We start from the raw sequence: 21,832 nt of genomic DNA on the forward strand, positions 1-21,832 counted from the left end.
CTGACCGTCATCGGACCGTCCGGCGCCTGATCGGCGGGCGCGTTGCGACCGCAAGGACCTGGGTCCCACGACGGACACGGCCCCCGGCGCAGCCACGCCCTCCCTGCCTGCCCGCTGGCGGGAGGAACTGCCCAGGGTCCTCGGCGAACTGGCCGGAGCCTGGAAGGATCCGGCCGCCTGGACCGGCATGACCCGGGCGGGCGGCGTGGACCTGCCCGGCGAAATCGCGGCCGCGGTGGCTGCCGACGAACTGGTGCTGCACGGATGGGACCTGGCTCGGGACATCTGCGTGAGGTAGGCCACAGATGTCCATCTGGAGCGTATTCCGGTCGGTCATGCAGCCATGAGCCTCTGTGACCGTGGCGGTCGACGGGACCCGGCCGTACCTGGCCCGCCCGAGCAGGGCTCCGGCTGGGCGTGCTCGCCTGCGAACCGATGGGCTGCGGCTGAGGCCGGGGCTCCGTTCTCTGTGCCCCGCCCCGCCGGGGCACAGAACATCCAGGCTCTCAGGTTTGGCATTGCTTCTTGGCCGCGGGAGACCAGCCGCTCCAAGCAGCGCCGTCGGCCCGAGCATGTACTCGGATCTCGACCTTCACGGGGCCGCATACCCGCGTCGTGCTTCCCACTTCGACCGGGCCGATGGCTTCGCCGGCCCGGACGTAGGCGCGCCCGCTGCCTACTTTCTCCCAATGCCCACCATCGACGACACGGAAGAAGGCCTCATAGGAGACGTTCAGCCCCTTCGCTCCAGTGTTGCGCGCCTTGATGTACGCCGTGATGTCTCGAGTGGGGAACCGGCCGGCAGATCCCCGTTCGGCACTGATGCAGCCATTGATGGCTACTCGAGCGGTCATCAGCCCCCGGGCGGAGCCGCTGAGCGCGCTTGGTGAGCGGATCGCGGGGTGGACAACGGCACCTCCGCCCACACCTGCTTGCCGCCGCTGAGCGGTACCGAGCCCCACGACGCCGTCGTTGCCTCGACGATGAGGATTCCCCGCCCCCCGGTCGCCGACCAGTCCACGTTCGCCGGCCTGACCGGGCTGCGGGGCGAGGCGTCGTTCACGGCGATCCGCAGCCGGTCCGCGGACAGCGTCAGATCCAGCCGCACTTCTCCCTGCGTATGGGCGATCGCATTGGTGACCAGCTCGGAGACCACCAGCAGGGCGACGTCGAGTTCTTCCGCCACGCCCCACGAGCGCAGTGTGCGCGCGGTGAAACGGCGGGCGTGGTGGACGGCGTCGGGGAGCCGCCAGACGGTCCAGTTCGACCGCATCGGCCGGACGCGGGTGCCGTCGTAGCGCAGGAGCAGCAGCGCCACGTCGTCGTCCCGCCGGTTGACCCGCGCCACCAGCTCGTCGGCCACCGCCCCCGGGTCGGCCGGGTCTGATGAGGCCAGCACTTCGCACACCCGGCGCATGCCTTCCTCCAGACGGACGTTGGACGACTCGACCATGCCGTCCGTCAGCAGGGCGAGCATCGTCCCCGGGACCAAGCCGACTTCCGTCAGGGGGAATTCGGTGTCCGTGACCACTCCCAGTGGCGGTCCTCCTTCGACCGGTATCTCCTCCGTGCTGCCGTCCGGCTTGCGAAGGACCGGCTGCAGGTGCCCGGCGCGGACGAACCAGGCGATGCCCTCCTCCATGTCCAGGTCCACGTACAGGCAAGTGGCGAAGAGATCTGTCTCCATGCCGACGAGCAGGCGGTTGGCCCGGGCGATGACCACATCGGGCGGGTGGCGCTCGACCGCGTAGGCCCTTACGGCCGTCCGGATCTGGCCCATGATGGTCGCGGCTCCGGCGCTGTGTCCCTGCACATCGCCGATGACGAGCGCCACGTGGCCGTCGCCGAGCAGGATGACGTCGTACCAGTCGCCGCCCACCTCGAGCCCCGCGGTCGCGGGCAGATAGCGGGCGACGGCCACCCCACCGGGCAGCGAGGGGAGTTTGCGCGGCAGCAGGCTGCGCTGGAGCATCGTGGCGAGTTCGTGGCCGGCGTTCAGCGCGTGCGCGCGCATCAGCGCCTGCCCCACGAGCCCCGCGGTGGCGGTCAGCAGCGACCGCTCCTCCGGTCCGAACCGGTGCTCACCGTCCCATCCCACGAGGCAGACGCCGACCATCCGGCCGTCCGCCGGCAGTGGCAGGACCGCGAGGCCGCCGGGCCCGATCCCCGCGAGAGCGGGTTCGAGGTCCGCACCCGGCGGCCATAGGCTCACATGGCCCTCCCGCAGTACGGTCTGCAGCGTGGGCAGGTCGTGCATCGAGGCGTCCGGCCACTCGGACCGCCATTCCGAACGCCACATGCCCGGCCATGCCTGCGGCTCGGGAGGGTCGAGGACGGTGACCACGAGCCGGTCGGCCTCCAGCTCGGCGACCGCCACCCGGCTCGCGTCCAGTGGGCCGCGCAGGGAGTTGACGACTATTTGGCTGACGTCCCTGATGGTCGTCGCGCCGGCCAGCGTGGCGGACAGCCGTTGCACGATGGAGACTTCGTCGGCACTGGGGCGCAGGTAGGAGGCGTCGGCCACCACGCCGAGGACCCGTTCGGGAGTGCCGTCGTCATCCGTCATCACCCGGCACCGCAGGCCCAGCCAGCGCAGTTCACCTCCCGGTCGGCGGATGCGGAACGCCAGCTGCTGCGGACCCGACGTCAGCCTGTCGGGCTCCACGATGGCCATCAGCGCAGGGATGTCGTCCGGCACGGCACTCGCGAGCAGCGTCTCCACGCTGCCGTCGAACTGGTCGGCGGGGATCCCGAGCAGTTCCAGTACGCGCGCGTGCGCCTCCATGCGGCCGGAGCCGAGTTCCAGGATGAACGCGCCGCCCCGGAGCGGCACCAAGGTGTGTCCCCGCACGGGGCGCGGGGGCGCGCGCCCGGGCGCGTGGGCGGCCACCGATGCGAGTCCGGCGGCGACCTGGTCGGCGTACAGCTCCAGCAGGCTCCGGCGGTCGTCGCTGAACCCGTCGGGGACATTGCCGGCGACGATCAGGCAACCGAGCTCCTTGGCGCCGTGCCCGAGCGGTAGGGCGCCGAGCGACAGCCTGGCCGGCGATGCCCTGACGGAGTCGTCCCGCACCCGTCCGGGGAAGTGGTGCGGATCCTCCTCCACGTATGCGGCGAGTTCCTTCGGGTTCAGCCACAGCGGGCGGCCCGAGCGGTAGGCCTCGGCGGCCGGGGAGTGCCCGTCCACGGAGAGGACCGCTGGCAGCCCGTACAGCATGGAGCGGTTTCCGGTCATCTCGGCCAGATGGAGTTCCTCGCGGCCGTCGGCGAGCACGTAGACAGCGGCCAGCTCAGCCCCGCAGAACGTAAAGCGCTGCCTCGTCACGGTCTGTAACGCCTTTCTGCGAGGGCAGCCGCGGCCGACCGCCCTCCCTCCATGCTGTCGCGCCCCACACCGTCACGGCGAGTCGGGAGCGGACAGAGTCCCGGTGGGCCGGTGGAGCCGTTGGTACGTGGACCCTGCCGGTAGCCCGGCGGATGCGGCCATGGGCGGGCACGAGGTCGTGCACCCAAGTGCCCGGGCGATGGCCGGCGCGCTCCCGATCGGCTCGTTCATGGCGGCGTCGAGAGGTCTCGGGGCCCTGTTCGGCCCTCGCAGATGAGCGCGCGGCCCGGGAGCGGCCGCAGCCGGGTCGATCACCTGGCCCAGGGCCTGACTGACGGTCTTCGGCCGTCGTGGCGCTGCGGCAGCGGCGGCCAGGCCTGCGTCGGACCGGTGCGGGCCGGGGCCGCGGCGCCGCCGGGGTCGGCGGGCTGAGGGGCGCCGAATCCTGCGTGCTGCGGCTCGTCCGCGGATGTCGGGCGGGGCCGGGGCGTGGCCTCGGCCGGGCGGCCGGAGCCCGCGGCATGCTGGGCACGGTGGCCGCCGGACAGTCCGCCCGGCCACCAGCTCCACCGGAGCGCATCGTCAGTCGCCCCAGCAGCGGCACCCGCGGCGGTCCACCCAGCGGCCCAGCCTGGCCAGGAGCGCCGGCAGGACGGTCAGGGAGGCCGGCACGGCGACCGCCACGGCGATGATCGAAGCCGTGGCCAGGGAAGCGAAGGTGGCCTCCTGGGCCAGACAGAGTCTCGCCATGGACACGATCAAGTGGTGCGATCTTGAACCGGCGGCCCGACTCTCCCACCCCGGACTCCTCGCCGCTGATCTTGTTGGTGCCCGCGGCCCCGCCCAAGAGACACGGGCGACGAAGACCGCCTACAGCCCGATACGGTCCACGGATGCGCGGCCCACCAGCGGAGCTTCGCCGAGCGCCTGGACTTCCTCGGACCGGACGTCCGTACGGCTCGTGTGCCCTTGTGCCAGCGACTTCGGCACACTGCGCTCGCGCGGCGTGAGCCGGGCTGGCGGACGCCGTGCGTGGTGCGGATGACCGCTGACCTCAGGCCGGCGCTCCCGGATCTCCACCGCGGCCCGCAGCCCCTCGTCGGTGTGGGTCGGGGGCATCCGGATGTCGACGACGACGATGTCCGGACGCTGCGTCTCGACTGCGCAGCGGGATGCTGCACCGCTCGGCCACCCCGCCCGGCGCCTCCTCCACCCCTGGAGGTGTTTTCCGCAGTGCCGGCCCTGCGGAAACCGCAGGGCCTTGCCCCCAGGTCACCGACGCCCCCCGGAACGCCGGACATCGCGCCGGTAGACGCCGTATCCCTGTTCCCTATTCCCGCACGGGGAGTTCCGGGTGAACCCGTGAGCCATCCACGAGGATTCGTGAGGAATGCACCTAGGTGGCGGTGCTGAATGCCCGTAACGTATTTCTCGTAACTGACAGCCAAACGGGAGGTATTACCATGATCTCGACCGTCAAGACCAACGCCATCACCGCTGTGGTCCACAACCGTGCCGTCGTCCACAACCGCGCGGTCGTGCACAACCGTGCGGTCGTCCACAACCGCTCGGTCGCCAAGTGAAGCTGACCCTCTGAGGTCCTTCGCCCACGGTCCCGGGGTTCTCCCGGGACCGTGGCACTTTGCACCAGGAGTCAGTTTCTATGGGGGCTGATATGTCGGCGGACGACACCGCTTTGGAAATCGTGGACGTTGAGATATACGACCTCGAGCAGGATCTGTGCTTTCTCGCCACGCCGAACGGTGGGCAGTTCTATATATCCGCCCCCACATCAGAGTTTCGTGCATGGTTGGCGCGCTGCGACGGAACCAGGTCCCGCAGCGAACTGCTGGAGGGAATGACCTCCGAATACGCCGAGGTGGTCGACGTCCTGCGGCAAGACGGCTGCCTGCGTCCGGCCGGGGGCGGCGTCGAGGCCGAGCGGGCGGCGCGAGCGGCGCGTACGACGGTCCTCATCACCGGCGCGCCGGAGCTCACCGCCCCACTCGCCCACGCGTTGAGCACCACCGGCTACGCACATGTCGGGCCGGCCCCGGAGGACCTGTCCGTCATCGATGTCCGCGACACCGTGCTCGTCGCCGCCTTCTCATACTCCGCCCACCGGGAACTGAGCCGTATCGACGAGCTGTGTGCCCGGTCCGGCCTGCGCTGGCTGCCGCTGCGCCATGAACGCGGTCGGGCCGTCCTCGGTCCTGCCATCACCCCAGGTACCACGGCGGACTTCGCGGACGTGCTGGACCGCCGGCTCAGCGCGGCGCACGACCCGCGGGTCGTCGAGGCCATGCGGGACGCGCCGCAGCCCGACAGCCATCGGCTCCGCGACGGCGACGTCCGCTGGACATCCGCACAGCTCGGCACGTACCTGGAGCGCTGGGTCACGGGCGAGGCCACCGTCGACGAGGTCGAGCTCGATCCGCGCCGGCTCGACCGGATCGAGCGCACCATCCTGCCGGTTCCGACGCGGCCGCGGCCGGTGGGGCGCGGCGACGCCGAGGCGGACCTGCTCGTCGACGACCAGGTCGGCGTGGTGACCGGCGTTCAGGAGCTGGCCCCGTTGCCGGGCATGCCGGCGCGGCTGCGCGTGTGCGCGGTGGACGTCGCCGACATGCGGCGCGTCGCGGACTGGCCCAACGACCGGCAGGCGTTCGGCACGTCCTGGTCCGATTTCGGCGCCGCCCGCCGCAGCGCCGTCGGCGAGGCGGTCGAACGCTACTGCGGCAGCCGGCTGCCCGAGGACCGGCTCCGGTTCGGCAGCTACGCCCAGCTGCGCAGGGCCGGGGTGCCCGCGCTCGACCCGCGCCGGCTGCACCTGTATTCGCAGCGGCAGTACCAGAGCGAGGGTTTCCCCTTCGCGCCGCTGACCGTGGACGCGGAGTGCGCCTGGGTCGAGGGCCACTCGTGGACGACCGGCGAGCCTGCGTGGGTGCCCGCCTTCCTGGTCGCCCACGGAGAGCACGACCCGGTTGCCTACTCCGACCCGCTGGTGGCCGGCGTGGCCTGCGGTGTCAGCGAGGAGCACGCCGTCACCTCGGGGCTCGAAGAGGTGATCGAGCGGGACACCACCATGCTGTGGTGGGCCAACGCCGCCCGCCTTCCCCGGCTGCCGATGCCCGACCGGATCCGCGAGCTGGTCGCCGACAGCCTGGACGCCTACGACATCAGCCTGATCCATCTGGACAACGAGTTCGACGTCCCGGTGCTCGCCGCCGTCGTACGCGACCGGGCCGCCGGGTGGCTGGGCATCGGCTTCGCCACCCGGCCCGACCCGCTGGAGGCGGCGGAGAAGGCGCTCGCCGAGGGGTTCACCCTGCACCACACCTGCCGCTTCCTCGACGACGACAAGACGCTGGCGGACGGCCTGGCGGAGCTGCCGCACCTGGGCAACCTCAAGCCGTACCGAGCCGACCGGCGCTATCTCGACTCCTACCGCCCGGACTTCAGCGACGTCCGGGACCTGCTGTGCCAGCAGCAGGTCCACCTCGACCCGCGGGCGGGGGAGCGGGTCGCACCCTGGGTACTGGACCTCCCCACCCGCCCCTGGGACGGACTGCCCGCGCTCGAGCAGCGGAGCCTCGAGGCCTACCGCGAACGGGTCGAGGCCCGTGGCTTCGAGGTGATCAGTGTCGACCTGACGACCTGTGACGCCGAAGCGGCCGGGTTCAGTGCCGCCCACACGATCGTGCCCGGCCTCGTGTCGAACTTCCCCGCCGGCATGCCCATGTGGGGCGACGGGAGGATCGGCCGCGCAGGCGTCCGGCTCGGCTGGCGGTCGCAGCCGTTGGCCGAGGAGGAGTTCAACGTCTTCCCACTACCCCACGCGTGAGGGATACCGATGGCTGTCATCGACACACTCGGCCTGCCGAACACCAAAGGCCGCAAGCCTCTGATCGTCGCGCAGGTCGTCGATGCTCTGGGCACCGGGCTCTTCCTCCCCTTCGCCGTCGTGTACTTCCACGCCGCCAAGGGCATCCCACTGACCACGGTCGGCCTCATGCTGTCCGTCGGCGCGCTGCTCTCGCTGCCCGCGGGACCGTTGGGCGGCCCGCTGATCGACCGGATCGGGCCGCGGCGCGTGCTGATCGCGAGCAACCTGATCCGTGTACTGACCTTCACCGCCTACGTGTTCACCGACACTCCCTGGCAGCTGGTCGTGCTGGTCACGGTCACCCTGTGGGGTGACAGCCTGTTCCGGCCCGCGGTCTCCGCGCTGGTGGCGCAGGTGGCCGACGACGGGCACAGGGCGCGCTGGTACGCGATGGACCGGTCCCTGCGCAACGTCGGGATCGGCGCCGGCGGACTGGTGGGCAGCACGCTCGTCGGGTGGGGCGGCACCTCGGGCTACACCGCCGTGGTCGCGCTGAACGCCGTGTCGTTCCTCGTCGCCGCCGGGCTGGTCGCGACCTGGCGCCGGACCACCGTGCTGCCTTCCGGCGGCGGTGGCGGCCCGGTCCCGGCCGCGGACGCTCCGGAACAACGGCGCGACGGGTACCGGGAGGTACTCGCCGACCGGGCGTTCCTCGGCGTCCTGGCCACCGTCTGCGTGTTCGCCCTGTGCGACCTCGCGCTGACCATGCTGCTGAGCGCCTACGTGATCGAGGCACGCGGGCTGCCGGCGTGGCAGCCGGGCATGCTGTTCGCGATCAACACCGTCATGGTGATGCTGGCGCAGACCGCAGTGGCCAGGGCGGTCGAGCGGTACCGGCGGACCAGAGTGCTGCAGGTGGCGTCCGTCCTGTGGATGGTGTCCTTCGCGCTGTTCGCGGCGGTGTCCGGCGAGCACGTCGGATTGGCCTTCGGCGGGCTCATCCTCAGCATGGTCGTCTTCACGGTCGCTGAGCTGCTCCAGGCCCCGACCAGCAGTGCGCTGACCGTGGCGATCGCCGCAGGACATCTTCGCGGCCGGTACCTGGGGTTGGAGGAGCTGATGTGGAGCCTGGCCCGGGTGATGGCGCCGACGGTGTTCACCTGGCTGCTGGCGCGGGGAGCGGGCCTGCCGTGGTTTGCGCTCTGCCTCTGTTGCCTCGCGGCGGTCGTGGTGCTGCAGCGACTCCACCGTGTGCTGCCCGCGCACGTCCAGCGGGAGACCGTCCATGGCTGAGCGCGCGGCCGAGCTCCGCCGCCCGGAGGAGTTCCGCGACGTCTACCACCGGGTCTACCACGAGCCGCCCTACCACGAGGACGCGGCGGCCGCAGACGGCTTCGCCCGAGAGCTGGCGGGCCACGCGGCGCTGCCCGGCTTCTCCGTGACCACCGTCCTCGACGGCGGTGTGCTCAGCGGTTTCGCCTACGGCGTGCACCGTGAGGAGGGATGGTGGCATCCGCGTGCCGCCGCGCCCGCGCCGCGGTGGCTGCGCCGGCCGCTGTTCTACGTCTACGAGCTCGCGGTCGTGAGCGAGTTGCGCGGTCGCGGGCACGGGCGCGAGCTGCTGGACCTGCTGCTGGCCGACCGCACCGAGCCGTTCGCCGTACTCGCCGCGTCGAGCAAGGCGTCGGCGCGCGAGCTGTACGGGCGGTGGGGCTGGACGAAGGTCGGCGAACTCACTGGGCCACCGCACGGTGTGGACCTCCTTGCACTCCCTTTGACGCCGCTGCGGTGACCGGGGGACCTGGTCGCCCCCTCCGAGGCTCTGGTGGATCCGCCCGGAGCAGTGACCGCACACCATTTCGCGCCAACGCCGCGCTACACCCCGGGCCGCAGAGTGGGGCTCCGCCGTCGGCGCGTGGTCGGCGTGCAGCGTGCGCTACCTGCGTGCTGCCGAGCGTCAGCCCAGGGCCGAGGGTGCCCGGGTGCGGCTCTCCGCGCCCCTGATCCGCGAGCACGACCTGACACAGGCAGCGGATGATTCGACGTCCGAAACGCGTCGCATGCAAGGGTGTTCGGTATGCCCACGCCTTCCGGGTCGCGCCCGCCCGGCCGGCTGCATCGTCTCAATTGATCGGGGGATCCGAATGAGTGTCGATGTGATGGTTTACGATGATCTCGCCCTGTCTCGATTCGCGCTCACGGCACTGCTGGATCAGCAGCCGGAAATCAGAGTCGTGGGATCGGTGGACAACAGGTATGCCGCACTTGAGTTCGCTGAGATGAATCGACCCGATGTCGTGATCATCAGTTTCGAAGGCAGGGACGAGGAAACCGTCGACATTGCCGAGAAGATTGCCATCCTTCCGAAGGTCCGCACGCTGCTGGTTGCCACCGCGTGTGTCCGATCCGCCGTCCGCAGGGCCTTCGCCGGGGAAATCGGCGGAATGATACGGCGCAGTGTCCCGCCTCAGCGCCTTCTCGAGGCCATCCTCCTGGTGCACGAGGGTGAGCGAGCCTTCGACGCCGAGCTCGCGGTCGCGGCCGTGGCCAACGGAGACTGCCCGCTGACCCCCCGGCAGTTGTCCGTGCTCGAGCATCTCGACCGCGGTGACACGGTGGAGGAAATCGCTGCCCGGCTGTCTCTTTCGGAAGGGACGGTGCGCAACTACATTTCATCCATCGTAGTGAACATTGGTGCACGCAACCGTATTGACGCGTTGCGCATCGCCCGGAATCTGGAATGGATCTGATCCGAAGTGGGTCGAATTCCGAAGGACGACCAGATGTCCGGGACGGCGGCACTGAAACTGCAGACGCATCGCACAAGGACGGCTCGAATGCCCAACTCCAACAATCCCCGTGACGGTCGGCTGCCCCGTCAGGTGGCCGACACCCATGTCGACGCCCTCGTAGAACTCGACCCGATCGCCGGCACCTTCCTCGGCGTCGCCGAGAGTTCCGGCCGACTCCCCGACTTCTCGCCGGAGGGCCAGGAAGCGGTGGCCCAGCTCGCCCGTAAGACCCTGCGGCAGCTCGCCGCCGCAGAGGCCGTTCCCGGTGCGGACGACATCGCCGAGCGCCGCTGCGCCCGGCTGCTGCGTGAGCGGCTCACCGCCGAACTCGATGTGCACGAGGCGGGCGAGGGCCTGCGTACGGTCAGCAACCTCGACTCACCTCTGCACCAGGTCCGCGACGTCCTCACCCTCACCCCCACGGACACGGACGAGGACTGGGCCGCGATCGCGCGACGGCTGCGCGCCGTGCCGTACGCCCTGGCGGGCTACCGTGCCTCTCTGGACGCCGGCCTCGCACGCGGGCTGCCCGCAGGGCCGCGGCAGGTCTCGGCCGTCGTCGGCCAGTTGACCGAGTGGATCGGTACGGACCGGAGCTGGTTCGCGGAGTTCACCGACCCCGGTCCCGAGCGGCTGCGGGGCGAGCTCACCACGGCCGCCACAGTGGCCACCGGCGGCCTGGTGGAACTGCGCGACTGGCTCCGTGGCACCTATGCCCCGGCCGTCGAGGGATCACCCGACGTCGTCGGCCGGGAGCGCTACATCCGTCTCGCCCGTCACCACAACGGCGCCCATCTCGACCTGGACGAGGCCTACGCGTACGGCTGGACCGAATTCCACCGGCTGCTCGCAGAGATGCGCACCGAGGCCGAACGGGTCTTGCCGGGCGCCGGCACCCCCTGGGAGGCGCTGGCTTGGTGCGACCGGCACGGCGAGGCCGTCGAGGGGGTCGAGGAGACCCGGCAGTGGCTTCAGTCACTGATGGACGAAACCATCGACACGCTGGACGGCACCCACTTCGAACTGGCCGAGCGGGTACGCCGAGTCGAGTCGCGCATCGCCCCGCCAGGCAGTGCCGCCGCCCCCTACTACACCGAGCCGTCGCTGGACTTCTCCCGGCCCGGACGGACCTGGCTGCCGACGATGGGAGAGACCCGCTTCCCGGTCTACGACCTGGTCACCACCTGGTACCACGAGGGCGTACCCGGTCATCATCTCCAGCTGGCCCAGTGGGCACACGTCGCCGACGACCTCTCCCGCTACCAGACCACCGTGGGCCTCGTCAACGCCAACGCCGAGGGCTGGGCGCTGTACGCCGAGCGACTGATGGACGAGCTGGGCTTCCTGTCCAACGCCGAGCGGCGGCTGGGCTACCTGGACGCGCAGATGATGCGGGCCATCCGCGTCGTCATCGACATCGGGATGCACCTGGAGCTGGAGATCCCGAAGGACTCCCCCTTCCACCCCGGCGAGCGCTGGACGCCGGGGCTGGCTCAGGAGTTCCTCGCCCGTCACACCAGCCGCCCGGCCGACTACGTCGAGAGCGAGGTCACTCGTTATCTGGGCATGGCGGGCCAGGCCATCGGCTACAAACTCGGCGAGCGGGTATGGCTCATGGGCCGCGAGGCGGCCCGAGCCCGACACGGCGCGGGCTTCGACCTCAAGGCCTGGCACATGGCCGCGCTGTCGCAGGGCTCGCTGGGCCTGGACGACCTGCTGAGCGAGATTTCGGCGCTCTGAGGGAGGGTGCCGCGGCTCGGGGTTGTCGCCGGTCGGTGAATCTGCGCTCAAGAAGGCCGCGAGCCCGTACGTCGGTTCGCGGGGAACGAGTAGTGCACTCCGGTGAGATCTTCCGAGAGCGCCCACAACTGGTGGGCCGTAGCGGAGTCCTGGATGGCACGTTCTCGGCTGCGCAGGACGGGCTCGCCCCTGAGCTGGAAGGGCCCGTCGGGCACGACGTAGCTGCCTCCGGGCAGGTTGGGGACTGTCGAGGCGTACAGCGAGGTCTTGGCTCCTTCCGGCGTGGGGCGGAAGGCGGTGCGCAAGAGCAGGCGCGTGAGGATCCCGTACGCGCGGCCGCGGGTGCTGTTGGCGCCGCCGGTGAGCACGTTGGAGCGTGTGAGTCCGGGGGCGACCGCCATACTGCGCAGCCTCAGCCCGGCGGCATCGGCCCTTCGCTGCAGTTCCGTGGCGAAGTAGAGGTTGGCCCGCTTGGACTGCAGGTAGGTGAACAACGCTCGGTAGCGGTGCTCGGCATTGAGGTTGGTCATGTCGAACCGGGCGAATCGCTGGCCCTCGCTGCTGACCGTGACCACGCGCGGGTCGGCGGCGGCCAGCAGGTGCGGCATGAGGAGGCCGGTGAGCGCGAACGTACCGAGGTGATTGGTGCCGAACTGGGACTCGAAGCCGTCAGCCGTCCGGGAGAACGGCACCATGGCCACGCCGGCGTTGTTCACCAGGAGATCAAGCCGGTCGTGGCTCCAGCCCTCGGCAAAACCGCGGATGGATTCCAAGTCTGCGAGATCGAGCATGCGCAGTTCTGTGCGGGCACCGGGTACTTCGCTTCGCAGCCGCTCCACTGCCGCCCGCCCGCGCTCGTGGCTGCGGCAGGCCAGGACGACATGGGCACCACGGCGAGCGAGTTCGCGGGCGGTGACGTACCCGATGCCGCTGTTGGCGCCGGTGACAACCACCACCCGCCCCGACTGGTCAGGGACGGAATCCGGCGTCCAGCTCATGTGTGGAAGCGTCTGCGGCATGCCCGCGGAACGATCGTCGGCCGAGCGGGGGCCGTACTCGGCGCTGCGCACGGCCGTGTCGTCGTGGTTGCGGTCGCCGTCGCGCAGTGAGGCTCGCGCGGCTGCCCGGGAGTCATGGGTCATGGGGTCTCGATCCGTGGGCCAGAAGTGCCTGCGGCTCCGAAAGAGCACAGCAGCATCGCAACTCAAGGTTGCGATAGCCTGATCCTGTCGCATGTTCCGCCATCAACGCAACCAGGAGTTGCAATGGAGTCTGCTGAGTCGTCCTCCCGGCGTGCCCCCGCTGTCGGACGAGGCCACAAGATGAGGGCCGCCGTACTGGAGGCTGCCATCACCGAGCTCACGGAGTCCGGATACACGGCGCTGACGGTCGAACGCGTCGCCCAACGGGCCGGCGTGCACAAAACGACGATCTACCGGAACTGGAAGGACGCTGACGGCCTTGTCACCGAGGCGCTGGCCGGCCACTTCGCCACGGACATCCCGATCCCCGACACCGGAGCGGTGGAGAGTGACCTGCGCGCGCTGGCCCGCTCCCTCGTTGCCACCATGACCACGCCAACAGGCCGGGCCTTGCTCACCACCGTGCTCTCGGACGCCGTACGCCTCCCCCGGCTCGCCGAAGTCAAGCACGCGCTCTTCAACGACCGGTTCCGGCGGGCGGAACCCGTTGTCACCCGGGCCATCGAGCGCGGCGAACTACCTGCGGACACCGACCCGGCCGAACTCATCAAGGCCCTCATCGCGCCGATCTACTTCCGGCTCGTGTTCACCGGGGAGCCGGTCGACGAAACGACCGCAGACAGGGCAGTGCACGTTGCACTGGCCGCCGCGCACGCACGCGTGCTGCCGGCCGTGTGACCGAGGGCTACGGGCATGGGCGCACGGCGTCGCCCGGCTGTCCTTGGGCGTCGGGTTCCGGGAGGCAGGGGTTCGTCAGAGGCGGACGATGACGAGGGCGGTGTCGTCGGTGGCGCCTACAGCGGGCAGCAGGTCGAGGAGTAGCGCGTCGGCGAGCGGCTCGGGGTCGGTTCCACGGTGGTGGACGAGGGCGTCGGCAAGGCGGGCGAGGCCGGTGTCGATGTCCTCGCGGCGGCGTTCGATCAGTCCGTCGCTGTAGAGGACGAGGGTGTCGCCCTCGGTGAAGGGGGTGGTGGCCTGGGGGCGGTCGACGTGGTCGGGGCGGGCACCGAGCGGGGGATCGGTGGCCTGGTCGAGGAATTCGACGGTGCCGTCGGTGCGGAGCAGGGCGGGCGGGGGATGGCCGGCGCTGCTGTAGGTGATGGTGTGGGTGTCCCAGTCGATGCAGGTCTCGACGACGGTGGTGTTCTCGGCGCCTGCGACGGAGCGTGCGTACAGACCGAGGACTTCCAGGGCTTGGGCGGGACCGTCGGCGACGCGGGAGGCGGCGCTGAGGGCGCTGCGGAGCAGGCCCATGACGCAAGCGGCGTGAAGGCCGTGGCCTACGACGTCGCCGACGGCGACGCCGATGCGGTCGCCGGGCAGGTCGACGAGGTCGTACCAGTCGCCGCAGACGTTGAGCGTTCCCACTGCGGGCTGGTAGCGCACGGCGGCTCGGTGGTGGCCGAACGGTCCGGGGGCGGGCAGCATCGCGTCCTGCAGGGCGAGGGCGACCTCGCGCTCGCGGGCGTGGGCCTCGCGGAGCCGTTCGTTGAGCTCCTGCAGTTCCCTGGCCCGGGTGTACAGCTCGGCCTCCAGCACCCGGGTACGGCTGCCTCGCGCGCCGCGCGCCTTGATGAGCTCGGTGACCTCCTCGACGCGGTGCACCAGCACCACCACCCGGCCGTCCGGTCCGAGCACCGGTGCGTTGACCGGGCTCCAGTACCGTTCCTCCCACTCACCCGGCCGTTCCACGGACTCCACGTCGTAGCGCTGCAGCGCCATCGTGTCCCGCTCGCCGGTGGCGAGCACCCGCTGGAGTGAGAGCTGCAGGTTCCGCGCGCCGGTGGCGGTGGGGTCGCCGGGATTGTCGGGGAAGACGTCGAACAGGTACCGGCCCACCACCTGCTCGCGCGTCCGGCCCGCCATCCGCAGGAACTCCTCGTTGACGTCCGCGTACACCAGTTCGGGAGTCAGGAGCGCGACCATGCCGGGCAGTGCCTGGAACACTCCCGCGTAGTCGATTTCCGCCTCCGCCATGGTCGGCCTGCCTCAGCGCGCGATGCCGTCTGTGGTTCCCACGATAGAAGCCGGGTGACGAGAGCGCGGGAATCCGTTGGGCAGGACGTGAGAGGGCCGCCTGAGCGCCGGGCTCGGACCCTCTCGCCCGTTGGTGGTCGGTCGCAGCAATGCCATGCCGGATGCCTGGCCCGGCCGGGTGGGAGGCCCCGGCGGGTGTCACGGCTGCAGCGGTCGCTGTGACGGCTGCGGTGGCCCGTCAGATGCGGCCCGGTTCCGGTGCCGGTTCCGGCTCGGAGGGAAACGCTGCCGAGTGGTGGGGGAGCAGCAGCGGGGTTGCCAGGAGGAGTAGGCCGGCCAGGCCGATGGCGGTACGCGGGCCGAACAGGGCGCCCAGCACGCCCCAGCCGGCCGTCAGCAGCGCAGTCGTGGCCTTGGTCGTCACCGCCCAGGCGGACAGCGTGCGGGTGACCCGGTCGGTCGCGGTGCGCTCGAGGCGGTAGGTGGCGTGGACGGGGTTGAAGACCCCGCAGCAGAAGATGAGCCCGAGTTCGACGCCCATCACCAGCAGCAGCCCTCCCGTACCCGGTCCAAGGAAGGCAAGGCCGATGGGCCAGATCGCGCGCAGGGTCCCGGCCACGGCCAGGACCTGGCGCTGTCCGAACCGGGTGACGAGCGGTCGGGCCAGCTGTGAACCGAGCAGCCCGCCGATCGAGGGTGCGGCGAAGGCGAGGCCGTACTGCCACGGTGCAAAGCCGAGCGGGCCGAGCATCAGGACGGCCAGCAGCGGCTGGGCGGCCATGACCAGGCCGTTGAACAAGGCGGTGTTGAAGAACAGCGGACGCAGCGTCGCGTCGGCGAGGATGTATCGCCAGCCGTCGAGCAGGTCCCGGGCCCGCATGTGCGTGGCCGCCGGGCGCTCGGGCCGGGGCTCGTGCCCGCCCGTCGCGCGGATGCCCAGGGCCGAGAGCAGATAGCTGAGTGCGTCTGCCACCACTGTCGCCACCGGGCCGAGGAGCCCGATCGCCATGCCGCCCAGCGGCGGTCCGATGATCGTCGTCGTCCAGGCCGTGGACTCGAATCGGGCGTTGGCGACGAGCAGGTCCTCGCCCGCCAGCAGCGTTTTCAGGTACGCGCCGGAGGCGGCGCGGAAGGTGATGTCGGCCGCCGCGACGACGACCGACACCAGCAGAAGCTGGACGAAGGTCAGCACACCGAGCGCGAACGCGGTGGGGATCGTCAGCAGCGCTGCGCACCGCACCAGGTCCATCGCGATCAGCACCGGCCGCTTGCGGCGGAACTCCACCCACGGGCCGAGCGGCACCGCCGCGGCCGCGCCCACCGCAGCCCCTGCGGAGGAGAGCGCGGCGACCTCGGCCGGTCCGGCGTGCAGCACCTGGACGGCAATCAGTGGGAACGCGCCGAAGGCGAGCCACGTGCCGAGCGCACTGGTCCCGTACGCAGCCCAGAGCCACCCGAACCGCCGTCCCAGCCGCTGTCCGCTCCTCATGTCCTCATGTCCGATGCCCCTCGCCTGCACAACCGATCCGCGATCGGAAGCATCAAAGCGAGCACCACGACCAGGGATCAAACAACCACAGGATCGTCAGCCACAACCGATGGTTGTGGCCGTAGGGTATCGGCATGGACCTCGACACCGTCCGGACCTTCGTCGCCGCCGCTGACGCGGGGCAGTTCCAGGAGGCAGCCGCCGAGCTGGCGGTCACCCAGCAGGCCGTCTCCAAACGCATCGCCGCGCTGGAGCGCCACCTCGGGGTGCGGCTGTTCACCCGTACCCCGCGCGGCGCCGCGCTCACCATCGACGGGCAGGCGTTCCTGCCCCATGCCCGCGAACTGCTGCGCGTCGCCGAACGCGCGATCGCATCCGTGCACACCGGCCGCCGTCCCCTGCGCGTCGACATCATCGCCTCGCGCGGCGCCGCGTCGGGCCTGATGCGCGGCTTCCACCACGCGCACCCCGAGATCGACCTCGACGTGCTCATGCTGATCGACATCCAGACGGCCGTCGCCGCCATCCGGTCCGGTGAGATCGACGCCTCCTTCCGTGCCGTCGCCGCGCCCGGCCGGCCCCTTCCCGAAGACATCGAGTCCGTCCGGGTCCTCGACGAGCCGCTCCAGCTCCTCACCGGCCCCGGCCACGCGCTGGCGGGTGCCCGGTCGGTGCCCCTCGCCCAGCTCGCCGGGCACAGGATCTGGATGCCCGGCATCGTCCCCGGTTCCGAGTGGGCCGCCTACTACGACGTCCTCGTCGCCGAGTTCGGCCTCACCATCGAGGCGACCGGCCCCAACTTCGGCTCCGACGCGCTCCTCGACACCGTCGCCGACACCCCGGCCCTGGCCACCTTCATGGGCGAACACACCCGCCTCGTCTGGCCCGCCGGCCACGGCCTGCGCCGCATCCCGGTGACCGACCCGACACCCGTCTACCCCCACTCGCTCCTTTGGCACCGTGACAACCCCCACCCCGCACTGGCCACCCTCCGCGCCCACCTCGCCACCACGGCGGCCGCCCACGACGCCGCCGGGAGCTGGGCGCCGAGCTGGGTGATTCCACGCTGAACGCCGCAGATCGCCGCGACCCTGTGGGCGCGGTCCGGCTGGTCGGCCCGACCCGCGGAACTGGAAGGGTCGGGTCAGCGCCCTTGGGCCCGTCCCGGACCGCGCTCTCCCGGCCGTTGTGGCCCCGGCGGCAGGAGGAGAGGCCCCGCCCGTTTGGCGCGGCGCTGGATCAGGGCGCTCTCCACCCGCCCGATGCCTGGCAGCGCGGCCAGCTCGTCGGCCAAGAAGTCGTACAGGGCGCTGGTGTCGCGGCACTGGACCATGGCGAAGACCGACGCCCGGCCCGTGGTGACGGCGGCGAAGGTGACAGCGGTGTTCCGTGACAGCGTCTGCGTCACCTCGGCCAGCGCTGCCGGTGCGACCTCCAGCCACAGCAGCGCCTCCAAGGGGAAGCCGAAGTGGGACGGGTCCACGTCCACCTCGAAATGCAGCACTCCGGCGGCTCTCAGGGCGGCGATGCGGCGGCGAACCGTCGAGGCCGACCACCTGGTGACGGTGGCCAGTTGGGCGATGTCGGCCCGGCCGTCCAAGGCCAGTTCCCCCGCCAGTCGTTCCTCCGCCTCACCCCAGCCGGCCTCCGCGCGGGCTGCTTCCAGGTCGTCCGGTGGCTCCGGTGCGGGGTCGAGGAGGGCCGTCTGCTCGCTGGCCTCAAGCGCTCTCGTCCGGCCTGCCCAGCCGCCGACCCCGGCGACCGGGCGAAGCACGCAGCTTGCTTCGACGTCCCGAACCCCCTGGGTCCGCAGCAGGTGGTCGAAGAGCGGACGTCCGCCGTCCGATCCCTCGATCGGGGTGCGGACCATACAGGTCAGACGCGTCCCGCCGACGAGCGGGGCGATCCACGAGGTGTCGCTTCGCTGCACGAGAGCGGCAGTCACCGCGTCGGCGGCGTCAGGGGTGCAGTCGATTCGGACGAACCAGTCGAGCTTGCCGATCCGGCGACTGTCCACGAGCCCGACCACCCGGAGCACCAGAGCCGAGCGAAGGCGGTGGTACCGGCGTATGACGGTGCGCTCGGGGGCCCCGAGCACGCCCGCGATCCTGCTGAATGAGGCGCGCCCGTCGATTTGAAGGGCGTGGATCAGACGGCGATCCAGCGTGTCGAGTGTGGCGGATTGCGTCACCACGCCCCCCTCGAACGTCTGATCGCGACGATTGCGGCGACTCTACAGCGCTCCAGGAGGTGCCGGCCCGGACGCTGGTGGCAACAGCAACAGCGACCACAGATTGGCAGACCATGTTGACCGTCCTTCCCATCAGGTACGTGGCCGACGTCGAGGCGTCCCGGGACTTTTACGCCGGACTGGACTCGCCGTCCGGCAGGAGCCGGGCGCGGCAGTCTGGGTCCGGCTGACCGCTGCCGCGGGCGCCGTCGGCGTCCACGCCGCTGCCGTCTCGCAAGGCCGGCCGCCCGCCACCACCGAACTCGGTTTCACCACCGACGAACCGCTGGAGGAAGTCGCGCAGCGACTCGAACGCAGCGGCTACCCGTGCGAGCTCGTCGAGGAGAACTTCGGCCGCAGCGTCCGGGTCACCGACCCGGACGGGGTCGTCGTTCAGATCCAGCAGATCGATCCGGACGTCATCCGCAGGTCGGCCGCAGCCGTGGCCGGCGACTCGGCCTGAACGGCAGAGGCGGGGAAGTGTCCGCCGCCCTCGCGTCTCAAGGGCCCCACTACGGTATTCACCACGTCACCAAGGTACGCACATGGAACCGCTCGTTGTCCTCATTGCCGTCACCGGCCTGCTGCTGCTTGCCAAGCCGCTCGGGGCCGTACGGCCCCGTCGGCCGATCGCTGCGCTGAGAGGCGGCCTGGCGGCCATGTTCACGCTCACCGGGGCCGCGCACTTCGTCGGGATGCGCGAGGAAATCATCGCCATGGTGCCGTCTGCCCTGCCGGCGCCGGGGCTGCTCGTCACCCTGACCGGCATCGCCGAACTCGCCTGCGCAGTCGGGTTGCTGTGGTCGAGGACCGCCCGGCTCTCGGCCGCCGTGCTCAGCGCCATGCTGGTCGTGATGTTTCCCGCCAACGTGTACGCCGCCGCCGGCGGTGCCGTGCCCTGGTGGGACCGGCTCGGCCCCCGGACGGCCATGCAATGCGTCTTCCTCGCGGCCACCGTCACCGTGGTGCTCCGCCACGGCGTGAGCCGGAAACACTGAGCCGCGTCAGGGGCCGCTCTACCGGCCGGCGGCCGGGCGGCTGCTGCCGGCGGCGGACCGGGGCAGCGCGGTCGAGGCGAGGAAGTCGTCGAGCATGGTGATCTGCACGTCCTCGGGGAATCGGTCGGGGTCGAACAGGGCCTGGACGACGAGTCCGTGGGTGAACGCGACGACGGAGGCGGCGAGTTGGTCCGGGTCGGCTGCCGAGGGGAGCTCGCCGAGGTCGCGCGCAGCCTCGAGGTGGGGGCGGAGCGTCGAGCGTAGCCGGGTGTAGCGATCGGCCTGCTGCGCGGTCAGCCCGTCGTCGGCGAGGGAGAGGTCCCAGGAACTGACCCAGATGCGGTTGCGTGCGATGTCGCCCGGGGTCAGCGGCAGGATGTCCAGGAGCATGGCGCGCACGGTGGCGAGGCCCACGGCGGGACGCGCGCGGCGGGGACGCTCCGCGGTGCGCTTCTCCAGCAGGTCCAGGGCGTGTGTGATCAGGGCCCGTTTGGTCGGGAAGTAGTGCATGAGCATCCCGGTCGAGACCTTCATCGCGGCGGCGACGGCACGCAGGGTCAGCCCGCCGAACCCCTTGTCGGCGAGCACGCGCCACACAGCCTCGGATACGTCCTTGCGGCGGGCTTCACGGTCTCCAGGTGCAGGCGGCATACTGCCATCCTACGTACCGAACGATTGTTACGCACCAGAGAGTGAGACGTCCATGTTCACCCTGCCGCTCGGCGACCATGCTCAGCTCCGCCCCCTGGAGCCCTGGCAGGCACCGGAGTTCCTCGCCCACATCGACCGCGCCCGGGCCTCCGTGGACCCGTGGATACCCTGGGCGACGTACAGCACCGACCTCGACTCGGCCACGGCTACCCTCAAGCGATACGCCGACCGCCTGGCCACGGACACCGGCGGCATCTACGGGATCTGGCTGGACGGCACGCTGGTCGGCGGCGTCATGTTCCCCCGCTTCGACAGCGCCTCCGGGGTGTGTGAGATCGGCTGCTGGCTGGAGTCGGCCGGGGAGGGGCGGGGCCTGGTCACCCAGGCCTGCCGGTCACTGATCGGCTGGGCCTTCCAGGAACGCGGGATGAGCCGCGTCGAATGGTGGGCCGCGGCGGGCAACACCCGCAGCATCGACGTCGCGCGCCGGCTGGGCATGACCCGCGACGGTGTGCTGCGGCAGCATTCTGCGTACCGAGGTGTGCGGCACGACATCGAAGTCTGGTCACTCCTCTCCGAAGAATGGCCGCCTCTCGGGGAAGTGCCCGTGTCCGGCGTCCAGGCCGAGCTCGACCGGCTGATGGGAGTGTTCGTCGGCGCCTTCACCAACACCGGCGACCGGCGGCCGGACCTCGGCGTCATCCGCGACGTCTTCATTCCGCAGGGCAGGATCATCGCGAACGTCGGGAACGAGCCCGTGATCTACGACCTCGACGCGTTCATCGAACCACGGCAGAAGATGCTGACCGACGGGACGCTGACGGAGTTCTCCGAATGGGAAGTCGCGGAGCGGACCGAGATCTTCGGATCGATCGCGCACCGGTTCAGCGAATACCGCAAGTCCGGCTTCCACAACGGCAAGTGGTTCGAGGGCTCCGGCCACAAGACCACCCAGTTCCTCCGGACCCCGTCAGGATGGAAGATGTCCTCGCTGGCCTGGGACGACGCACCCGTCACCGTCGCCGAATGCCCTGGTTAAGATCATGGCTTTCGTCCAACGAGGGGAAATCATGCGGAAGATCGTTACGGGTACGGCTCTGGTGCTGGCCGCCGGGTTGCTGACCGGATGCGGAGGCGGCGGGAGCAAGTCCGAGGACGCGAAGGGCTCGACGGCCCCGGACAAGCCTGCCGCCACCGCGAGCAGCGGCCCGTCGGGATCCGGTAAGCCGGCCTCGGGCGGTGGCGAGGTCAGCCACGAGGTGACCCTGGAGGTGCTCGGCTCCGGAACCACGCAGATCTACTACAACCTGGCGTCCAACAAGGGCGAACAGGTGACGCTGCCGTGGAAGAAGACGGAGACGATCACTTTCACCACCGAAGCCGAGAAGCGCATCGGCACGACGGTCTCCGTGGTCCCGGGTTCGGTGCAGGCCGCCGACGGCATGCTCAAGGCGGCGCCGTGCGTCATCACCGTCGACGGCAAGAAGGTCGCCGACAACCAGGACGGCAAGGCGTCCATGTGCAGCTTCCGCCTGAAGTGACCGCGGAACTTTCCGCGGACCAGGTAGCCACCACCATGTGACATGAGCCACGGGAACCCTC

The 21,832-nt window shown here is 70.7% G+C and carries 18 protein-coding genes and 3 pseudogenes; 12 read left to right on the forward strand and 9 right to left on the reverse strand.

Annotation, left to right across the window (positions count from 1 at the left end; all coding sequences use genetic code 11):
• Positions 1-49 precede the first annotated feature (49 nt).
• A pseudogene (locus OHT74_RS36605) lies at positions 50-280 on the forward strand (maleylpyruvate isomerase N-terminal domain-containing protein); the annotation flags it as partial.
• Between the two features lie 226 nt (positions 281-506).
• On the opposite strand, the gene OHT74_RS36610 reads toward OHT74_RS36605, so the two are convergent.
• The 4 genes and pseudogenes from OHT74_RS36610 to OHT74_RS42245 all read right to left on the reverse strand — a co-directional run.
• Positions 507-854 carry a hypothetical protein gene (locus tag OHT74_RS36610; protein ID WP_328622635.1) on the reverse strand — a complete coding sequence of 116 codons (348 nt, stop codon included), beginning with the start codon at positions 852-854 and terminating at the stop codon, positions 507-509.
• Positions 854-3,355: pseudogene (locus OHT74_RS36615) on the reverse strand (SpoIIE family protein phosphatase); the annotation flags it as partial. The pseudogene OHT74_RS36615 and the gene OHT74_RS36610, both read right to left, overlap by 1 nt.
• Positions 3,356-3,907: 552 nt before the next feature.
• Positions 3,908-4,075 carry an MMPL family transporter gene (locus OHT74_RS36620; RefSeq protein WP_328622636.1) on the reverse strand — a complete coding sequence of 56 codons (168 nt, stop codon included), beginning with the start codon at positions 4,073-4,075 and terminating at the stop codon, positions 3,908-3,910.
• 306 nt (positions 4,076-4,381) lie between these two features.
• Positions 4,382-4,486, reverse strand: a pseudogene (locus OHT74_RS42245) (DNA-binding response regulator); the annotation flags it as partial.
• Positions 4,487-5,183: 697 nt separating this feature from the next.
• On the opposite strand from OHT74_RS42245, the gene OHT74_RS36630 reads away from it, so the two are divergent.
• The 5 genes from OHT74_RS36630 (at position 5,184) to OHT74_RS36650 (ending at position 11,683) form a co-directional block, all read left to right on the forward strand.
• Complete coding sequence (locus tag OHT74_RS36630) at positions 5,184-7,169, forward strand: YcaO-like family protein (RefSeq protein ID WP_328622638.1); 1,986 nt, start codon at positions 5,184-5,186, stop codon at positions 7,167-7,169.
• 9 nt (positions 7,170-7,178) lie between these two features.
• Positions 7,179-8,444 (forward strand): MDR family MFS transporter, encoded by a 1,266-nt coding sequence (locus tag OHT74_RS36635; protein ID WP_328622639.1) that lies wholly within the window; start codon positions 7,179-7,181, stop codon positions 8,442-8,444.
• A complete protein-coding gene (locus tag OHT74_RS36640) occupies positions 8,437-8,943 on the forward strand; it encodes a GNAT family N-acetyltransferase (RefSeq protein ID WP_328622640.1) in 507 nt (168 codons plus the stop codon). The genes OHT74_RS36635 and OHT74_RS36640 overlap by 8 nt, the downstream gene beginning before the upstream one ends.
• A gap of 139 nt (positions 8,944-9,082) precedes the next feature.
• Entirely contained in the window at positions 9,083-9,901 is an 819-nt protein-coding gene (locus OHT74_RS36645) for a response regulator transcription factor (RefSeq protein ID WP_328622641.1), read from the forward strand.
• An 87-nt stretch (positions 9,902-9,988) separates the two neighbouring features.
• Positions 9,989-11,683, forward strand: coding sequence for a DUF885 domain-containing protein (locus tag OHT74_RS36650; RefSeq protein WP_328622642.1), 1,695 nt, complete (start codon positions 9,989-9,991; stop codon positions 11,681-11,683).
• Between the two features lie 47 nt (positions 11,684-11,730).
• Here the strand turns inward: OHT74_RS36650 and OHT74_RS36655 are convergent, their stop codons facing one another.
• Positions 11,731-12,681 carry an oxidoreductase gene (locus tag OHT74_RS36655; RefSeq protein WP_328623467.1) on the reverse strand — a complete coding sequence of 317 codons (951 nt, stop codon included), beginning with the start codon at positions 12,679-12,681 and terminating at the stop codon, positions 11,731-11,733.
• 324 nt (positions 12,682-13,005) lie between these two features.
• Here OHT74_RS36655 and OHT74_RS36660 point away from each other — a divergent pair, with 324 nt between their 5' ends.
• Positions 13,006-13,563: a TetR/AcrR family transcriptional regulator gene (locus OHT74_RS36660; protein ID WP_328622643.1), complete on the forward strand. Its 558-nt coding sequence runs from the start codon at positions 13,006-13,008 to the stop codon at positions 13,561-13,563.
• Between the two features lie 75 nt (positions 13,564-13,638).
• On the opposite strand, the gene OHT74_RS36665 is transcribed toward OHT74_RS36660, so the two are convergent.
• Both OHT74_RS36665 and OHT74_RS36670 read right to left on the reverse strand, forming a co-directional pair.
• Positions 13,639-14,862: a PP2C family protein-serine/threonine phosphatase gene (locus OHT74_RS36665; RefSeq protein WP_266670894.1), complete on the reverse strand. Its 1,224-nt coding sequence runs from the start codon at positions 14,860-14,862 to the stop codon at positions 13,639-13,641.
• A gap of 238 nt (positions 14,863-15,100) precedes the next feature.
• Complete coding sequence (locus OHT74_RS36670) at positions 15,101-16,351, reverse strand: MFS transporter (RefSeq protein ID WP_328622644.1); 1,251 nt, start codon at positions 16,349-16,351, stop codon at positions 15,101-15,103.
• Positions 16,352-16,485: 134 nt separating this feature from the next.
• On the opposite strand from OHT74_RS36670, the gene OHT74_RS36675 reads away from it, so the two are divergent.
• Positions 16,486-17,421 (forward strand): LysR family transcriptional regulator, encoded by a 936-nt coding sequence (locus tag OHT74_RS36675; RefSeq protein ID WP_328622645.1) that lies wholly within the window; start codon positions 16,486-16,488, stop codon positions 17,419-17,421.
• 74 nt (positions 17,422-17,495) lie between these two features.
• On the opposite strand, the gene OHT74_RS36680 is transcribed toward OHT74_RS36675, so the two are convergent.
• The gene (locus OHT74_RS36680; protein WP_328622646.1) at positions 17,496-18,542 is read right to left on the reverse strand and encodes an Lrp/AsnC family transcriptional regulator; all 1,047 of its coding nucleotides are present in this window, start codon (positions 18,540-18,542) and stop codon (positions 17,496-17,498) included.
• 103 nt (positions 18,543-18,645) lie between these two features.
• Between OHT74_RS36680 and OHT74_RS36685 the strand changes: the two genes are divergently transcribed.
• Together OHT74_RS36685 and OHT74_RS36690 are read left to right on the forward strand one after the other, a co-directional pair.
• Positions 18,646-19,044 carry a VOC family protein gene (locus OHT74_RS36685; protein WP_328622647.1) on the forward strand — a complete coding sequence of 133 codons (399 nt, stop codon included), beginning with the start codon at positions 18,646-18,648 and terminating at the stop codon, positions 19,042-19,044.
• A gap of 82 nt (positions 19,045-19,126) precedes the next feature.
• On the forward strand, positions 19,127-19,579 hold the full coding sequence (locus OHT74_RS36690) for a DoxX family protein (RefSeq protein ID WP_266670904.1): 453 nt from the start codon (positions 19,127-19,129) through the stop codon (positions 19,577-19,579).
• An 18-nt stretch (positions 19,580-19,597) separates the two neighbouring features.
• Here the strand turns inward: OHT74_RS36690 and OHT74_RS36695 are convergent, their stop codons facing one another.
• Positions 19,598-20,230 carry a TetR/AcrR family transcriptional regulator gene (locus OHT74_RS36695; protein WP_328622648.1) on the reverse strand — a complete coding sequence of 211 codons (633 nt, stop codon included), beginning with the start codon at positions 20,228-20,230 and terminating at the stop codon, positions 19,598-19,600.
• Positions 20,231-20,282: 52 nt separating this feature from the next.
• Between OHT74_RS36695 and OHT74_RS36700 the strand changes: the two genes are divergently transcribed.
• Together OHT74_RS36700 and OHT74_RS36705 are read left to right on the forward strand one after the other, a co-directional pair.
• Positions 20,283-21,269: a GNAT family N-acetyltransferase gene (locus OHT74_RS36700; protein ID WP_328622649.1), complete on the forward strand. Its 987-nt coding sequence runs from the start codon at positions 20,283-20,285 to the stop codon at positions 21,267-21,269.
• A 31-nt stretch (positions 21,270-21,300) separates the two neighbouring features.
• Entirely contained in the window at positions 21,301-21,771 is a 471-nt protein-coding gene (locus tag OHT74_RS36705) for a hypothetical protein (RefSeq protein ID WP_267002173.1), read from the forward strand.
• Positions 21,772-21,832 lie beyond the last annotated feature (61 nt).

Source organism: Streptomyces sp. NBC_00354 (assembly GCF_036106915.1).
Lineage (GTDB): Bacteria > Actinomycetota > Actinomycetes > Streptomycetales > Streptomycetaceae > Streptomyces.